Origin of the sequence: Pigmentiphaga sp. GD03639, from assembly GCF_029845405.1 — a bacterium.
In the GTDB taxonomy this organism is placed as follows: Bacteria; Pseudomonadota; Gammaproteobacteria; order Burkholderiales; family Burkholderiaceae_B; genus Pigmentiphaga; species Pigmentiphaga daeguensis.
Genome location: NZ_JAOCLR010000011.1, coordinates 134,750 through 150,882, shown reverse-complemented (window position 1 = coordinate 150,882; position 16,133 = coordinate 134,750). Strand labels below are relative to the sequence as shown.

Below are 16,133 nucleotides of genomic sequence, written 5' to 3'. Positions count from 1 at the left end.
GCAAATGTACTGCATTTTGCCCCACCTCGCCATGATTCTCTTCAGGGCGTGGATTCCGTGCTTGAGGCTGCTCGATGGTGCGGCGCCTTAGCGGTAGCCAGCCTCACGGAGCGCTCAGCCTCGATGGCGATGGGATGGAGGGCATGCCGGCTGCTGGCCTGATTGGCTTGGCCGTAGTGACGCCGTGTCTTGGCGCTGGCATGTCCCAGCCCCTGGCTGACTGAATCCGTCGCTGCGTGCCGTTTCAGGTCGGCCGCCCATTGGTGACGCAGGCAGTAAGCCGTGACAGTGTGCTTGTGCTTCGGCCAGAGGCTACGTGCCAGCCGACGGACTTCGACGGTGAAGTTGACTGGGCTGTCAATGCAAACGAGCAATTCCCGCCGCCCCGCTAGCCGGATGCGCAGAGCCTCCAGCAATGGATGGGGATCGTGTGCGCCATAGGCGATCAAGCGGTGCGGCTGACCTTGATGCGCCTTGACCTTGGCGCCATCGATCTCGAATCTGATCTCGCCCATGCCGCTGCGCGGATTGTCCACCCGGCGAATGTGCACGCCTTGCCGGAGCTCTTCCGGGCGGCAGCCGGTCAGCGCGGCGACCAGAATCGCATCGGCATACTTGCCTTTCGCAGCGCGCTGATACAGTCGCTCGCGCCAGTCGCCGGGGAGGCCGCGCAAGGCTTGCCGCTTGCTGGCACGCTTGCGGCGCTCGCCGGGATGGCCGCTTTGCCGGGCCATATCGAACTCGCGCAGAAATGCACGCTGTTGTTGCAATTGGGCTTGGATGGCCATTACTTGCAACTCGTCCACAGGTCGAGCAGAGAGCGCGGAATGCAGGCTTTTCAGGCGCTCGACAAGATCGGCGTACAGGCAGTAGCGAAGCGCTGCGACGCGCTTGTAGTAGGTTGTCGGACGCTGGGTGGCCGTCATGACTTCGGCCACCCCACCTTCGGCGTAGCGGGCACGCAACAGCAGCGTTCGGCCGAGCTGGCGATAGTCTTGCCTCGTCTTGCTGCTCAAGCTGGCAAACTCATCGGCCGGGAGCATGGCTTGCATCTCGCGCCGGCACGATTCGATCAGCGCAACCATCTCATTCGCGTCGATCATTTCGTTCACCGTGGAACATCGCTTTCAAATCGGCGATGGCCTTTGCGCGTTCAGCCTTTGTCTTTTGATGCTCGGCTTCTGACTGCTGCACAGTGGCGCGCGACTGCGCTGCCTCCATCGCCTCCTGTCGGTTCTTTCGCCAGCGGGCGATATTCGGTGCGAACTCGGCGATGAATTCTCCCGCGACAGCGCTATTCATCACGGCCAATAGCCATGAGCGCACGGAGCGGATGCCCGCGTGCTTGCCACTACCGGCTGCCGACAGGACGCCAGCCAGCTCGTCGGCGACAAGCTGTATCTGTTGTGCTGAGAGCGAGGGCCCGAAGCGGCGGGTTACGTCGGCGATGACGCGCAGGTAGGGCAGAAGAGAAGGGTGCGACAAGTCCAAGGGCGCGGAAGCCTCTCCCGTTTTCGGAGAGTTACCCACAGCCCCTGTCTGTAGTAGTGGTTTTATATTTTTTACTACTACTTCTTCCTTGTATTCACCTACACCTATATCACCGCCCTGACCGGCGACGGATGTGCCGTCCACGGTTTCTCCGTCGCCGGCCAAGCCGGCCATGGATGTCTGTGGCACCTTTTGCGAAACGGGTGTCAACACGGACTCCCATCGCCAAAGCCCTTCCTCGTCCTGGAATTTCCTCCGCGCCAGGTAGCCGGCATCTTCAAGTTCGCGCAGGATGCGGCGGCAAAGGTCTCGGCCAAGATGGCCTTTCGCTCGCGACTGATCGTGCAGCACGCGCGGCAGTGCGACAGCGCGCAACTGCCAGTTACGGCCTAGCGAGAGCAAGTGGCAAGCCACGCCTCGGGCTTCATAGCTCAACCGGGAGTCGCGTAACAGGCTGCAAGGCAGAGACCACCAGTATTCGGCGGAGTCGTCAACGCGGATGCGGCTCATGACCTCGCCCTCTTGCGAGCCGGACAACCGGCGTGCTCGCGCTCCGCAGCCTGAGTCTCAAGCCAAGCGTCGATCTCGTGGGCAAAAAAGCCAATCGAACGGCCGCCTGGGCCTAGCCGAACTGGCTTCGGAAAATCTTCAGTCTGGCAAAGTCGCCAGAGGGTTGTCCGGCTGACCGAGATCTTCATGCAGACATCTTGCGTCTTGATGATTTGCATGCTGTTCCTCTTAACGTGTTGAAACACGAAGGGATCATGCAAAAGATCTGGTTATGAAGTCAGGGAGCACGGTTGTCACCTGCACTCCCTATTCTCGGGCCTGAAATCACCCAGCATGCAAACCGGTGTCGAGCAGTGGCCTCAGCTGTGCCAGTCGAATGTTTCACAAAATGGCCGAGACAAGCCAAGCTCGTATCCTTGGCAAGATGCCGTAAGGATGCTGCTTGTGGGCAGGGTTGGTTCACGTCCCTCGGAGACGGCTTTCATTATCTGGGACATGTAAAGATTGGGCTCTATCACTGTTTTCTTCAGCAGCACCCGGACTACAACTCCATCGATAGCGACGGTAAATCCTTTGCTGAAACGCCCCAGATAGTGATTGGCGCGATGAGCAGGCGTGGTTTCAGCATCGGCCTTCATGCCGCCTGCAGCATAGATGGCGCCGAGGAGATAGGCGGATGGCTCGTTCTTGCTGTTCACCGAGTGGTACTCGAACTCCTTGCTCCACTTGATCGGAATTCTGAATTGCTGGCAGGTAACGATAAATTGCTTCGCGATCAGCTCCTTGGCCTCATGTTCTCTGCTTGCTCCGGACGCTGATAGTTGCCTGCTCACGGAGTGTAGCGACTCGCAGAACAGCTTATGGGTAGGCAGGTCCTTCCTCAGAAATTCGGGTAATAGCGCTGCCGACTCTTCGTCCAGGCTTCGAAGCGCCTTGCTTAACCGGGACGCCGCATCTCGGAGTCTTTTTAGTTGCTCAAGTGTGCCTTCTTCAATTTCAGGGGGCGGCATCGTACGCCAACGAAAACTTTCTGCCAGCCGCAGAAAAGCATTTACACATTGCTCGCGGCGCTGGACGCCATATCGGTCGCAGGTTGCCTCTGCTCTGGTGCGCAGCTCGGCGACGGCATCAGAGTTGGGAATATCTGGAGCCATGATCTTTGTGGTCATGCCTGTGCTTGCTCTTTCCATTCGTCCAATCTGTCCGCCCATTCCTGCATCATGGCGCGACGCTCATCGAAATAGGTGGCGTGGTTGTAGGTACGACGCACATTGTTCTGGTCAGCATGGGCAAGCTGCGCTTCGATGGCGTCGGCGCGATAGCCCATTTCATTCAGCCGGGTGCTGCCCGTGGTTCTGGTGCCGTGCGGGCTGTAGGTGCCGCTCCACCCCAAAACCTTGAGCGCCTGGCGAAGCGATGCGGCGGACATCGGGGCATTGCGATCATCCCGGCCAGGAAACAAGTGCTTACGGTTGCCGGTAATGGCATACAGTCCTTTGAGCATGTCCACCGCCTGTCGTGGCAGAGGCACGACGTGCTCCTTGCGTGCTTTCATGCGCTGCGCAGGGATACGCCAAACAGCCTTCTCAAGGTCAAACTCATCCCAAGCCGCCTCGGCCACTTCGCTCGGTCGCGCCAGGGTCCACCACATCAGTTGCATGCAATGACTTACCTGAAAGCTGCAACGGTGGTTTGCGAAGTCGCTCAGCAGTTTGCCGATCTGCTCTTTACTCAGCGCCGGTTTGTGCTGGGTCTTGTTTGCTGGTAGCGCCTTGCGTACCGGCCAAACCGGGTCGCTGTCGGCTCGCAGGGTGGCGACGGCGAACTCGAATACGGCGGACATGGTGCGCCGCGCCTCGGCGGCGACCGTGGGGGCGCCACGCTTTGCTGTTTTCTGCAGGATGTCCAGGACATGGGCTGGCGTTATTTCGCGAACCGGCATATTGCCGATACTGGGGAACACCACGCGTTCCAGCATATCCAGACGCCGGTTCTTGGTGACATCTTCCCAGTCCTTTGTCTGCAGCCACTCCTTGGCGACGATCTCGAAGGTGTTCTTTGCTTCGCTGGCTTTCCGGATGCGGTCGAGCTGCCTTTGCTGGGCGGGATTGATGCCTTGCTTGACCAGTTTGCGTGCGGCCTCGCTGCGTTCCCTGGCTTCAGAGAGCGTAACAGCAGGGTATTCGCCAAGCGCAAACATGCTGGCCTTGCCATCCAGTGTGAAGCGGTATCGCCAAGCCTTGACTCCGTTGGGCTTGACTTCGAGGTAGAGCCCGCGCTGGTCATTCAAGCGGTAGAGCTTCTCCCTGGGCTTGGCGTTGCGGCAGTGCGTGTCGGTAAGCATGGTGGCTGACTCCTTGTCATGGCGACAGCGTTACTGTACTCATTTATCCGCACGCCCTCCAAGATCTGTACTCACTGTCGTACTCAGCCACGCTTTGGCTGCTCGGGAAACGCGAAGCAGCATCATGAAACAATAAAACCGCGCAACTGCGCGGTTTTATTGAGGTTTTCATGCTTTCCTGGTGTTTCATGAAACATCAGGAAAACGGCTTGGCGACTCAGACGTTGAACAGGAAGTTCATCACATCGCCATCCTTGACGATGTACTCCTTCCCTTCCGCCCGCATCTTGCCGGCTTCCTTCGCGCCCGCCTCGCCCTTGTACTGGATGAAGTCGTCGAACGCGATGGTCTGCGCGCGGATGAAGCCGCGTTCGAAGTCGGTGTGGATCACGCCCGCGGCCTGCGGCGCGGTGGCGCCGATGGGCACAGTCCAGGCGCGCACTTCCTTGACGCCCGCGGTGAAGTAGGTCTGCAGGCCCAGCAGCTTGAAGCCGGCGCGGATCAGGCGGTTCAGGCCGGGTTCTTCCATGCCCATGTCGGCCAGGAACACCGCACGGTCCTCGTCCTCCATCTCGCCCAGTTCGGCCTCGATGGCGGCGCAGATGGCCACGGTGGGCGCGTTCTGCTTGTTGGCGTAGTCGACCAGCTTGTCCAGCAGGGGGTTGTCGGTGAAGCCGTCTTCCTTGACGTTGCCCACGTACATGGCGGGCTTGGCGGTGATGAAGCACAGCGGCTTGATCAGGGCCTTCTCGTCGGTGGACAGGTCCAGCGCGCGGATGGGCTTGGCCTCGTTCAACTGGGCCACGCACTTCTCCAGCACGGCCACCAGCTTGGCGGCGTCCTTGTCGCCGGCACGGGCGGTCTTGGTGTGGCGTTGCACGGCCTTTTCGGCGGTCTGCAGGTCGGCCAGCGCCAGTTCGGTCTCGATGACCTCGATGTCGGCAATGGGATCGACCTTGCCCGAGACGTGGACCACGTTGGGATCCTCGAAGCAGCGCACGACGTTGACGATGGCGTCGGTTTCGCGGATGTGGGCCAGGAACTGGTTGCCCAGGCCCTCGCCGGTGCTGGCGCCGGCGACGAGGCCCGCGATGTCGACGAATTCGACGGTGGCGGGCACGACGCGCTCGGGCTTGACGATGGCGGCCAGGGCGTCGAGCCGCGGGTCGGGAACCTCGACCACGCCGACGTTGGGTTCGATCGTGCAGAAGGGGTAGTTTTCCGCGGCGATGCCGGCTTTGGTCAAGGCGTTGAAAAGTGTGGACTTGCCGACGTTGGGCAGGCCCACGATGCCGCACTGGAGGGCCATGGGGGAAACCTATGTTGTCATGGAAAGGAGCTGGGGGCATTGTACCGCCCCCACCCCGGTTGCAGCCCGGCCGCCCCTGCCCCCTGGCGCGCTTACTCCGCCTTGATGTCGGCCTTCTGGATGATCCCCTTCCAGACGGCGGCCTCGCGCTGGATCTGGGCGCCGAACTCGGCCGGGGTGTTGCCCACCGCGGTCAGGCCCAGTTTCTCGAATTGCTGGGCGATCTCGGGCTTGGCCACGGCGGCCTTCACGGCATCGGCCAGCTTGCGGACGATGGCGGGGTCGGTGCCCACCGGGGCGGCCAATCCCCACCAGTTGCCGGCCACGAGGTCGGGCAGGCCCTGCTCGGCGGTGGTCTGGACCTGGGGCAGCGCGGGCGGCGAGCCGCGATAAGGCACGTGCACCAGCTCTATGCCGGCGGACTGCGCGTACAGCGCGCCGATCAGGTGAGGCGCCGTGCCGCTGCCCGGCGTGCCGTAGTTGAGCTTGCCGGGGTTCTTCTTGGCGTAGGCGGTCAGTTCGGCCAGGTTGTTCGCCGGCAGGCTGGCATTGACCACGATCACCGCCGGGGCGTTATTGATGACCGTGACCGGCACGAGGTCCTTGGCCGGGTCGTACCGCAGCTTGGCCAGGTACTGGTTGGTGACGAAGTTGTTGGTGGCGCCCAGCAGCAGCGTATAGCCGTCGGGCGCGGACCGCACCACGTCCTCGGCGCCGATGTTGCCCGACGCCCCGCTCTTGTTGTCGATGTAGAAATTCGCGCCCAGGCGGGCCTCGAGTTCCTGCTGGACGATGCGGAAGGTCACGTCGCCGGCGTTGCCTGGCGCGTAGGGCACGACCACGCGTATGGGCCGCGACGGCCAGTTGTCGGCGGCGTGCGTGGCGGTGCCGAAGGCGCACAGCGCCAGGGCCGCCGCAAGCGCGCGGCGGGGCATGTCGGAAAGGCTGCTCATGTCGGGGTCCTCCGTTGGTCGGGGCGGGCGCCGCTCCCCTCGATCAGCTGCATGACGGCGCGATACAGGGTGCTCGACCGGTCGCACAGGTCGAGGATCACATCGAAGTGATGGCGGCCTTCGAAGACATGCTCGGAGACCAGCAGGCCGCGTTCGCGCCAGTAGCGGGCAACGTCCCCGCTCTGCCTGCGGAACTCGTCGGTATCGCCACGGGCCACCGCCACCACGACCGGCGTGCGACCGCTGGGCTCGTTGGTCAGCAGCGAGAACTCCCGCACCTGCTCCGGCGTCAGATGCAGGCGCTGGTTGCGGTAGGACAGGCGCACGGGTTCGAGATGGCCCAGTCCGCTGACCAGCACCGCGCCCGCGAAGTCGTTGCCCGGCAGGCCGGCCGCTTTCCAGTCATGGGTCAGGCACTGGGTGACGAGGTGGCTGCCCGACGAATGCCCGATCAGCACGATGCGCGAAGGGTCGCCGCCATGCCGGGCGATGTTGCGCACGATCCAGCCGATGCCTTCGCGCACGGCCGCGACCATCTCGGAGAAGGGAACCTGCGAGGCCCGGGGAAAGCCCAGCGCCACGTACATGCAGCCATCCCGGACGAAGGCGGGCGCGGCGAAGGCGCTTTCTTCCTTGTTCTGCCCCAGCCACGCGCCGCCGTGCACATAGACGACGACGGGATGGGGACCAGCGCCGGCCGGCGCATAGATGTCCAGCCGGGCATCCTCGTGGGCGCCCCAGCGCAGGTCATGTCCGGTGCGGAAGGGAACGGCCTCCAGGCTCAGGCGCGCGCCCTCGTCCAGGGTCTGGCGGAAGGTGGGACAGTAGCGCTGGTTGTCGTACTGGTAGTCCAGCGCCTCCTGGTCGTAGTCTCCAAAGACTGCTTTCATTCATGCATTCCGATACGGGATCTGCCCAAGGTAGCAAAGGGCATTCTTTTTCGGAATTGAATTGTTCCTATAGATTGATATCAGGAATTCATGAATGTGGCGTGTCCTGCCCGGCGGCCCGGCTCAGATGGAAGGCGAGGCGCAGCCGTCCATGGGAATGACGGCGCCGGTGACGTAGCTGGCCAGGTCGGACGCCAGGAACAGCGCGACGTTGGCGATTTCCTCGGGCTGCGCGAGCCGGCCCAGGGGAATGCCCGCGACCTGCTCGGCCAGCACCTCGTCGCGCGGCCGGCCGCTGGCCTGCGCCGCCACAGCCAGCCCTTCCTCGACACGATGGGTCTGGGTCATGCCGGGATTGATCGCGTTCACGCGCACGCCACGGCCTGCGTAGGCCTGCGCATAGCCCACCGTGGCGAGCATGAGCGCCGCGTTGGCGGCTCCGCCGCCGATGTGGAAGATGCCGGGAGATTTGCCGCCCTGGCCGACGATGTTGACGATGCTGCCCCGCCCCCTGCCCGCCATCAGCTTGGCCACGGGATCCTGGATGTGCATGTAGCTGAAGTACTTGGCGTCCATGGTCTGCCGGAACGCCTCGGGTCCCAGTTGCTCGGGCGCGTACCGGCGCGCCGCGCCCGCGGAATTCACCAGCACCGCGATGGGACCGCACTCGCGCTCGGCCCAGTCCACCGCCGCCTGCGCCGCCGCCGGATCCGACAGGTCGGCGGCATGGACGCGCATCTCCAGGCCCTCGGCCTGCAAGGCTCGCCGCGCGGCGTCCAGGTTCTCCCGGCTGCGCGACACGCCCGCCACCGCCGCTCCCGCCCGGGCGAAGGCGCGCGCGCAGGCCAGGCCTATGCCCTTGCTGGCGCCGGTGATCAAGACGACGGAGCCGTCGAACGACAGCGTGGGAGCTTGCTTCATGGCCTGTCCTGTTGCGGGTTCGTGATCGTTGAAGAAAGGGTCATTATCCATCCAGCAGCCCGGGCGCATAGTTCTGCAGGGCCCACAGCAAGGCCATGGGCCCGGCGTTGAAGCAGGCATGCAGCGCGATGGACGCGCCTATGCCGAAGCGCACGCGCATCCAGCCCAGCACGAGGCCGCAGGCCCACTGCGGCAGGACCAGCAGCGGCAGCAGCAGCCAGCCTCCCGCGCCCAGCCGGAAGTTGGCCAGGTGCAGGAAGGCGAAGGCCAGCGTGGCCAGATGAAAGACGATCGGAAAGGCCCGGACATGGCGGCGCAGCCATTTCCAGGGCCAGCGATGGTCGCGCCAGACCAGCACGGCGGCGATCGCGCCGCAGGCCAACGCCACGCTGGCGCCCGCGGCCAGGCTGGGACGCATCAGCATGGCGCTGACCAGCACGGGCAGCAGCCATAGTGCCGGCGCGGGCCGCCTCAACCCGTAGCGGAAGACCATTTCCTCGATCACCGGCGCCCAGACGACGACGTGGAACCAGGACAGATGCAGCGCATCCAGCCTGCGCTCGGCACCCGAGGCCGTCGCGACCGATGCCGCCAGGGGCCCCAGCACCAGCAGGTTGACGCCCCACAGCACCAGCACCCAGTGGAGCAGATGCGGACCGGTCAGGCCGCCCAGCCATTCCTGGGATCCGTAGTGCGACTCGGCGCCACGCCCCCCGCGCGGCATGCGCGGCCCCAGCCGCGGGCGCCTGACGAAATCGAGGAAATCCGCGAACTCCTCGCGAAAGGCCGGCCTGCCGCGCGCCGGCGCGGCAGCCGCCGCGCAAGTCAGGCGAGCCTCAGGCATTGCCGCTGTGCAACTGTTGTATGGCCTGCTCGAACTCGCCCTTGAGCACGGCGGGAATGATGGCGCGCGACCGGTCCAGGGTCTCGTCTATGCGGGCCTGTTCTTCCTTGCGCGGCGGATGCAGCACGAAGTCCACCACCTGCTGCGCCAGCCCCAGCGAGCGCGGGTGTCCGATGCCCAGCCGCAGCCGCCAGAATGCCTGCGATCCCAGCGCCGCCTGGATGTCCTTCAGGCCGTTGTGCCCCGCATGGCTGCCGCCCTGCTTGAGCTTGGCCTGCCCCGGCAGCAGGTCGAGTTCGTCGTGCGCCACCAGGATCTGCTCGGGCGCCAGCTTGTAGAAACGCGCCAGCGCGCCCACCGCCTGTCCGGAACGGTTCATGTAGGTCATGGGCTTGACCAGCAGGATGGCCGCCCCTTCGAAGCGGGCCTTGGCCACGTGGCCGAAGAAGGGCTTCTCGTTCGTGAACGATACGCGCAGGTCGTCGGCGATCTGGTCCAGCAGCCAGAATCCCGCGTTGTGGCGGGTGCGTTCGTAGTCGGGGCCGGGATTGCCCAGCCCGGCGATGAGGCGTATGGGTTCGGACATGAAGGGATCGATGCGCAAGAAAAACGATGGACGGCCGCCGGGTGCGGCGACGCGGCGGCCGGGGCTCGAAAGGCCTGTTATCTTAGCCCGATCCCTGTCGGCGGGCGCCCGGATCCCAGTCCCGCCGGACGAATTCGCAGAAGCGCATCGCGGCCGCGCTGGCCCCGCCGTGGTGCACCGCCAGCACGACGGGATAGGTCACGGCTTCCCCCTGCCCCGACACCACCTCCACGTACACCACGCCGTCCATCGCGATGCGGCGGGTCGAATCGGGAATGAGAGCCACGCCCACGCCCAGGCGCACCAGCCCCAGCGTGGCCAGCAGGTGCGTTTCGGACTGGTGCACGTGGACGTGGGCCCCGGTCTGCTGCAGGGCGACGCTCACGGCCGCGTGATAGCCCGGGCTGGCCGCGTGCGGATAATGCGTGACGAGCTGTTCCCCCGCCAGGTCGGGAAGACCGACGCGGCCAAGGCCGGCAAAACGATGGGCCCGGTGCACCGCGAGGCAGAACCGCTCGCGGCCGAAGGGAAACGTCCGCAGCTGGGGATGGCTCGCACCTCCCGGCACGCAGACGCCCACGTCGATGCTGCCGCCTTCGACCGCGGAGATCACGTCCTGGCTGGACCCCGTGGTCAAGGACACGCGTATGCCGGCCTCCACCGCGCAGAACCGCTCCAGCCATTCCGGCAGCAGGTTGAGCATCGCGCTGTCTATGCTCTTGATCCGGAGGATCTCGCGCGCGCCCTCGGTGGCCGCCCTGGCCGCCGCGACGGACATTTCGGCCTGCCGCAACAGGTAGCGGGCTTCGCGCAGGAAGACCACGCCCGCCGGCGTGAGCGAGACCGACGAACGCGTACGCTGGAAGAGCGGCGTCCCCACGGTCTCCTCCAGCCGCCGGATGGCCGTGCTCAGGGGCGGCTGGGTCATGCAGAGACGGATGGCGGCACGCCGGAAATTGAGCTCCTCGGCCACCACGATGAATTGCCTGAGCTGCCTGAGATCCGCAAGCCCCGATGGAGGTCGTTCCGGCGTGTTCATCGAAGGCGGAGGTCCGGCTGCATGGCGGCTCAATTCAAGGTGATGCGGGTCTTGTCCAGGATTTCCGTCCAGTACTTGAGATCTTCGGCCATCATGGCCTCGAACTGCGTGGGCGAGACATCGCGCGTCTGGATGGCCCGCTTGGCCAGAGCTTGGCGGAACTCGTCGTTGCGCGCAACCCGCGCCCATGCCGCGCGGAGTTTTTCCTTGACCGGCGCGCTTACGCCCGAAGGCGCGAAGACGGCAAGCCAGCCGTCGTTGGCCATGCCCTCGATGCCCAGTTCCTTGAAGGTCGGCACGGACGGAAACGCGGCCGGCCGTTCGGAACCGGTGGACGCCAGCGCGCGGATGCGTCCGCTGTGGATGAGGTCTTCGGCGCCCGCCACGGTTTGCAGGGTGAGCTGCACGTCGCCCGCGAGCAAGGCCATGATGGCGGGGTTCTGGCCCTGGTACGGCGCATGCACCATGTTCAGGCCCTGCTGCAGGCGGAACTGCTCGGCCAGCACGTGCGAAGGCGCCCCCACGCCGCCGGATGCGTATATGAAGGCGCCGGGCTTGGCCTTGATGCGTTCGACCAGCTCGCGCACATTGGCCACGTCCACGTGCTGCGGCGCGACCATGAGGACGAAGCCCTGGTCGCCCAGGTAGCCGATGGGCGCGAAGCTGCGCAGCGGATCGTATTCCACGTCGGGCCGCAGCCTGCTGTTGAGCAGGATGCCGAACGAGCCCAGCGCGAGGGTGTAGCCGTCGGGCTTGGACTTGGCCAGCCGCACCATGCCGATCGTGCTGCCGGCGCCCGGCACGTTCCTCACCACCACGGGCTGGCCGAGCTCCTTGGCGAGATAGGTCGCGGCCAGGCGCCCCGCCACGTCCAGCAATCCTCCCGGCGCATACGGGACGATGAGTTCGAGATTGCGGCTGGGATACTCCTCCGCCGCTCCCGCCGGCATCGCGCCGAACAGGGCGGCCGCCAGCACCAGTGCGCGGGCGGCGAGTGCACGGGCACGCCCCATGCCGTTCCTGACGATGTTCTTCATGTTGGTCGCGCTCCCTTCCACGTATGCATTCAAGCCACGCTTGCGCGCAGCGATTCGAGATAGGCCTCGGGAAATTCCAGTTCGGGCTGCCGGCGCGCCAGCCAGAGCCGGTGGTCCTCGTCCGAGTGCATCACCTGGCGCTCGGCCAGCGGCGGCCACTCCGGCGCGCTGAGCCAGACCCGGAGCAGATGGCGGCGCTTCTCGATGGCGTCTTCGTCGACATAGTCGGTGCGGCCATGCACGATCACGCGATTGTTGAGGAACTGGATGTCGCCGTCCTGGAACTGCATGTCCAGGTAAAAATCCGGCGATTCGGCCATGGTCTCGAGGGTGGCGATCGCTTCCCTGTCGAGGTCGGTCAGGTGTCCGTGCCCCTCCTGCGCCGCGCGCCGGATGTAGCTGCCTAGAAAGTAGCAGGCCACCCGCTGCGGCCAGCCGTCGAGCCGGTCGAACACCGGAACCGGCGCCAGGCTCACCTTTCTCCCGTCGCCCAGCTGGGCGTCCTTGTCGCCGCGCCGGAAGTAGTAGCCGCCGTACAGGCTGGCCAGCAGGTCCGGCCGGCTCTCGGCCAGCGCATCGTGGATCGCCAGCGCGCTGCAGATCCGGCTCGCGCCGCCGGCCTTGGCGGTGCGCAGGCACATCAGGCCGATGATGTCGCAGGAATCGGTGTGCATGTTCATGTGGCCGCCGTCCTGGTAGGCGCGCGCCACTTCGCCGTAGCCTTCGAGGTTCAGCACGTGACCCAGCAGTTCGCCCCGGTGGGACTGGGAGATCGGCACGCCCAGGTGCACCGAAAGGCCGAAATAGATCTGGGCCATTTCATCGGCGCTGTACTCGGTGCGCGGCAGGCCGCGCAGCATGGCGAATCCCTTGCCGCGATAGATCTGCTCGGCAACCGCCGCCAGCTTGCGCGCCACCCGGTCCAGCGGGAAGTCCTGGCGGCGCAAGGGCAGGGTCCGCTCCCCGCCTCGTGCATTCAGGGCCGCAAGCGCGCGGCCGATTTCGTCGATATCGGCCTCGTCCAGGTGGAACAGGCAGCTTTCGGTCCAATCGATCTGCGGGCCGCGCCAGGAAGCGGGCGCGCCCGTAGGAGGCAGGAGGTGGCGAGTGGCAGTGGACATGGTCGTCGGACGGGAAAGAGTTGGAATCGCCCCGGGGCGTACTGGCCCCGGACGATTCAGTGTGCCCGATCGTCCCTGATATCTCTAATTCTTTTCAATGGCACTGCTGATACGTGCGATGTCTCAGCCGTCATCGCCTCCCATCAGGCTTCGCCCATGAAAAAACCCCGACCGTAACCGATCGGGGTTTCTTCAGACAGCAGCGCGTAGGGGGGACCCTATTCAGCAGCGGTTTCCTCGGCGGCGGCACCACCGGGCTTGGCGATGGCGGTCGCGATGACCGTATCGCTGCCAGCCGGGAACGTCACGCCCTTGGGCGCCTTGACGTCGGACAGGTGGATGGATGCGCCGGCGATGATGTTGCCCAGGTCCACTTCGATGAACTGGGGCAGGTCGTTCGGCAGGCAGGTCACTTCGATTTCGGTCAACACGTGGTTGATGATCGCGCCGCTGAGCTTGACGGCGGGCGACGACTCGGCGTTGACGAAGTGCAGCGGCACCTTGGTGTGCAGGGCCTGGCCGGCGGCGACGCGCTGGAAGTCCACGTGCAGCACTTGCTGCTTGTAGGGGTGCCATTGAACGGCGCGCAGCAGGACTTGCGAGCCCTTGCCGTCGAGCTGCATGCTCAGGATGGACGAGTGGAACTCTTCCTTGCGCAGGGCATGGTAGATCTCGTTGTGATCGAGTTCGATCGACAGGGGCGCTGCGTCGCCGCCATAGACGATGGCGGGTACACGGCCGGCGCGGCGCAGGCGGCGGCTCGCACTCGAACCCTGGACGCTACGCGAAGTGGCGTTGAATTGCATGGTTTTCTCCAAAATGCGGCGGGCGACATGCCCGCTCACGGTGCACGGAACGCGACCATCGCATTCCGTCCGGCAGCGCCGCGACCAGCGCTTCCGGCTCGCCCCGCCGCCCTGCGCGATGCAGGCCGGCGGGAGCAGAACTTATTCGACGAACAGCGAGCTGACCGAGTCGGCCCGCGAAATGCGCAGCATGGTTTCACCGATCAGGGCCGCGCACGACAACTGGCGGATGCGGCTGCAGTCCCGGACCTCGTCGCTGGCGGGGATGGTGTCGGTGACGACCAGCTCGTCCAGGTCGGATTCGGCAATGCGGCCCACCGCGCCGCCCGACAGCACGGCGTGCGTGCAATAGGCGTAGACGGCCAGCGCGCCGCGCTGCTTGAGGACCTGGGCGGCCTTGCACAGCGTGCCGGCGGTATCGACCATGTCGTCCATGATGATGCAGGTGCGGCCTTCGACGTCGCCGATGATGTTCATCACCTCGGACACGTTGGCGCGCGGACGGCGCTTGTCGATGATGGCCAGGTCGACCTCGAGGCGCTTGGCCAGCGCGCGGGCGCGGACCACGCCGCCCACGTCGGGCGAGACCACCATCAGGTTGGACAGGTTGCGTTTCCAGATGTCGCTGAGCAATATCGGCGCGGCGTAGATGTTGTCCACGGGGATGTCGAAGAACCCCTGGATCTGGTCCGCGTGCAGGTCCATGGTCAGGATGCGGTCCACGCCCACGACCTGCAGCATGTTCGCCACGACCTTGGCCGAGATCGCCACGCGCGCCGAACGCGGGCGGCGATCCTGCCGGGCGTAGCCGAAATACGGCATCGCGGCGGTGATGCGACCGGCGGAGGCCCGGCGCAGCGCATCGACCATGACCATGATTTCCATCAGGTTGTCGTTGGTCGGTGCACAGGTGGGCTGGAGGACGAAGACGTCTTTACCACGGACGTTCTCGTTGATTTCCACCATGACTTCGCCGTCGGAGAACCGACCGACGCTCATCTTGCCCAGTGGTATGCCGAGGTGACTCGCGACGTCCGCCGCCAGCTTGGGGTTGGCAGTCCCCGTGAAAATCATGAAGCTTTCTTGCGCCATGACGCATTGCCCGTGGCTGTGGCCCGGTGACCTGTAACCGAGGCCGATCGACAAAACAACAAAGCTGTTGATCCTGCGAAACGCTGACAGGCATCAACAGCTTTTAGGTCAAAGACTTTGGCTGGGGAGGAAGGACTCGAACCCTCGCATGCCGGAATCAAAATCCGGTGCCTTAACCAACTTGGCGACTCCCCAACTCGTTGCCCCCGCAGGAACTGCGTGAACATCGAAACTTGCTGCGCTGGCGTCCGGCTGCGGCGGATCGCCCTCGATTCGGTGGCCGCTTACGCGGCCCAGTCCAGTAGCGGATGCGCATCGAGTCCGGCACATGCCAGGTTCACTCTCAACGCCGGCAGCCCGCTGGGCTGGACTTGCATTGTAGCGGCGATTCTATCCACCGCGCCATCGGCCTGCGCCTTCGTGTCGCACTCGACAAATAGGCACGCGCCCGACCCGGACATCCTGACCCGCGCACCACCGAGTGCCTGGGCAAGCACCGCCGAAATCCGCCCCACTTCCGAAAAGCGGGCAAAAACGACGTTTTCCAGATCGTTCCTGTAGCTATTTCCGTAGGGATCAAATGTTCCCCGAGGAAAGTCCGCTATTTTGACGCGTGGCGTATCTCTTGTCAATTCGGGTGCGCGAAAAACGTCCGCGGTCGGCACACTGGCGTCCGGCTGCACCACCACGTACCAGCGCTGCGGCAGGTCGATGGCGGTCAGTTCCTCGCCCACGCCCTCGGCGAAGGCGTTGCGGCCGAACACGAACACGGGCACGTCCGCGCCCAGGGGCAGCGCGAGCCTCATCAGCTCATGTCGCGACAGGCCGGTGCCCCACAGGCGGTTCAGGGCCAGCAGCACCGTGGCCGCGTCGCTCGATCCGCCGCCCAGGCCGCCGCCGGCGGGAATCCGCTTCTCCAGGCCGATCTCGGCGCCCTGCCCGCAGCCGGTAGCCTGCCGCAGCGCGCGGGCGGCCCGCACGACCAGGTCGGCGTCCTCGGGCACGCCGGGCAGGTCGTAGGCGCGGACGATACGGCCATCGGGACGGGCGCGGAAATGCAGCGTGTCCTGCAGATCGATGAAACGGAAGGCCGTCTGCAGCAGGTGATAGCCGTCGGGCCGGCGCCCCACCACGTGCAGGAACAGATTGATCTTCGCGGGCGCGGGAACGTCGCGCAATTCGGCAGTCAT

17 protein-coding genes and 1 tRNA gene are annotated in these 16,133 nt (G+C 65.1%); all 18 read right to left on the bottom strand.

Features of this window, described 5'->3' with window-relative positions:
• Positions 1-41: 41 nt before the first annotated feature.
• Positions 42-1,103: a site-specific integrase gene (locus N5K27_RS14455; RefSeq protein WP_279817232.1), complete on the bottom strand. Its 1,062-nt coding sequence runs from the start codon at positions 1,101-1,103 to the stop codon at positions 42-44.
• On the bottom strand, positions 1,087-2,001 hold the full coding sequence (locus N5K27_RS14450) for a hypothetical protein (protein ID WP_279817231.1): 915 nt from the start codon (positions 1,999-2,001) through the stop codon (positions 1,087-1,089). The genes N5K27_RS14455 and N5K27_RS14450 overlap by 17 nt, the downstream gene beginning before the upstream one ends.
• A complete protein-coding gene (locus N5K27_RS14445) occupies positions 1,998-2,219 on the bottom strand; it encodes an AlpA family phage regulatory protein (RefSeq protein WP_079387070.1) in 222 nt (73 codons plus the stop codon). The genes N5K27_RS14450 and N5K27_RS14445 overlap by 4 nt, the downstream gene beginning before the upstream one ends.
• A gap of 141 nt (positions 2,220-2,360) precedes the next feature.
• Positions 2,361-3,170 carry a hypothetical protein gene (locus N5K27_RS14440; protein WP_034085895.1) on the bottom strand — a complete coding sequence of 270 codons (810 nt, stop codon included), beginning with the start codon at positions 3,168-3,170 and terminating at the stop codon, positions 2,361-2,363.
• The gene (locus tag N5K27_RS14435; RefSeq protein WP_279817228.1) at positions 3,167-4,345 is read right to left on the bottom strand and encodes an integrase arm-type DNA-binding domain-containing protein; all 1,179 of its coding nucleotides are present in this window, start codon (positions 4,343-4,345) and stop codon (positions 3,167-3,169) included. Before N5K27_RS14435 ends, N5K27_RS14440 begins: the two co-directional genes overlap by 4 nt.
• A gap of 217 nt (positions 4,346-4,562) precedes the next feature.
• Positions 4,563-5,654: a redox-regulated ATPase YchF gene (gene ychF, locus N5K27_RS14430; protein ID WP_279817226.1), complete on the bottom strand. Its 1,092-nt coding sequence runs from the start codon at positions 5,652-5,654 to the stop codon at positions 4,563-4,565.
• Positions 5,655-5,746: 92 nt separating this feature from the next.
• Complete coding sequence (locus N5K27_RS14425) at positions 5,747-6,607, bottom strand: tripartite tricarboxylate transporter substrate binding protein (protein ID WP_279817225.1); 861 nt, start codon at positions 6,605-6,607, stop codon at positions 5,747-5,749.
• Positions 6,604-7,497, bottom strand: coding sequence for an alpha/beta hydrolase (locus N5K27_RS14420; RefSeq protein ID WP_279817223.1), 894 nt, complete (start codon positions 7,495-7,497; stop codon positions 6,604-6,606). Before N5K27_RS14420 ends, N5K27_RS14425 begins: the two co-directional genes overlap by 4 nt.
• Before the next feature lie 123 nt (positions 7,498-7,620).
• Positions 7,621-8,418, bottom strand: coding sequence for an SDR family oxidoreductase (locus N5K27_RS14415; RefSeq protein WP_279817221.1), 798 nt, complete (start codon positions 8,416-8,418; stop codon positions 7,621-7,623).
• 43 nt (positions 8,419-8,461) lie between these two features.
• Positions 8,462-9,262: a CPBP family glutamic-type intramembrane protease gene (locus N5K27_RS14410; protein WP_279817220.1), complete on the bottom strand. Its 801-nt coding sequence runs from the start codon at positions 9,260-9,262 to the stop codon at positions 8,462-8,464.
• Positions 9,255-9,848 carry an aminoacyl-tRNA hydrolase gene (pth, locus tag N5K27_RS14405; protein WP_279817219.1) on the bottom strand — a complete coding sequence of 198 codons (594 nt, stop codon included), beginning with the start codon at positions 9,846-9,848 and terminating at the stop codon, positions 9,255-9,257. The genes N5K27_RS14410 and pth overlap by 8 nt, the downstream gene beginning before the upstream one ends.
• A gap of 82 nt (positions 9,849-9,930) precedes the next feature.
• Complete coding sequence (locus N5K27_RS14400) at positions 9,931-10,887, bottom strand: LysR family transcriptional regulator (protein ID WP_279817218.1); 957 nt, start codon at positions 10,885-10,887, stop codon at positions 9,931-9,933.
• A gap of 29 nt (positions 10,888-10,916) precedes the next feature.
• Positions 10,917-11,924 carry a tripartite tricarboxylate transporter substrate binding protein gene (locus tag N5K27_RS14395; protein ID WP_279817217.1) on the bottom strand — a complete coding sequence of 336 codons (1,008 nt, stop codon included), beginning with the start codon at positions 11,922-11,924 and terminating at the stop codon, positions 10,917-10,919.
• Positions 11,925-11,953: 29 nt separating this feature from the next.
• The gene (locus N5K27_RS14390) at positions 11,954-13,045 is read right to left on the bottom strand and encodes a TauD/TfdA family dioxygenase (RefSeq protein WP_087838780.1); all 1,092 of its coding nucleotides are present in this window, start codon (positions 13,043-13,045) and stop codon (positions 11,954-11,956) included.
• Between the two features lie 218 nt (positions 13,046-13,263).
• The gene (locus N5K27_RS14385) at positions 13,264-13,851 is read right to left on the bottom strand and encodes a 50S ribosomal protein L25/general stress protein Ctc (RefSeq protein ID WP_087838781.1); all 588 of its coding nucleotides are present in this window, start codon (positions 13,849-13,851) and stop codon (positions 13,264-13,266) included.
• A gap of 141 nt (positions 13,852-13,992) precedes the next feature.
• Entirely contained in the window at positions 13,993-14,943 is a 951-nt protein-coding gene (locus tag N5K27_RS14380; RefSeq protein WP_165404471.1) for a ribose-phosphate pyrophosphokinase, read from the bottom strand.
• 118 nt (positions 14,944-15,061) lie between these two features.
• Positions 15,062-15,138 (bottom strand) — tRNA-Gln (locus N5K27_RS14375).
• A gap of 89 nt (positions 15,139-15,227) precedes the next feature.
• The gene (ispE, locus tag N5K27_RS14370; RefSeq protein WP_087838782.1) at positions 15,228-16,133 is read right to left on the bottom strand and encodes a 4-(cytidine 5'-diphospho)-2-C-methyl-D-erythritol kinase; all 906 of its coding nucleotides are present in this window, start codon (positions 16,131-16,133) and stop codon (positions 15,228-15,230) included.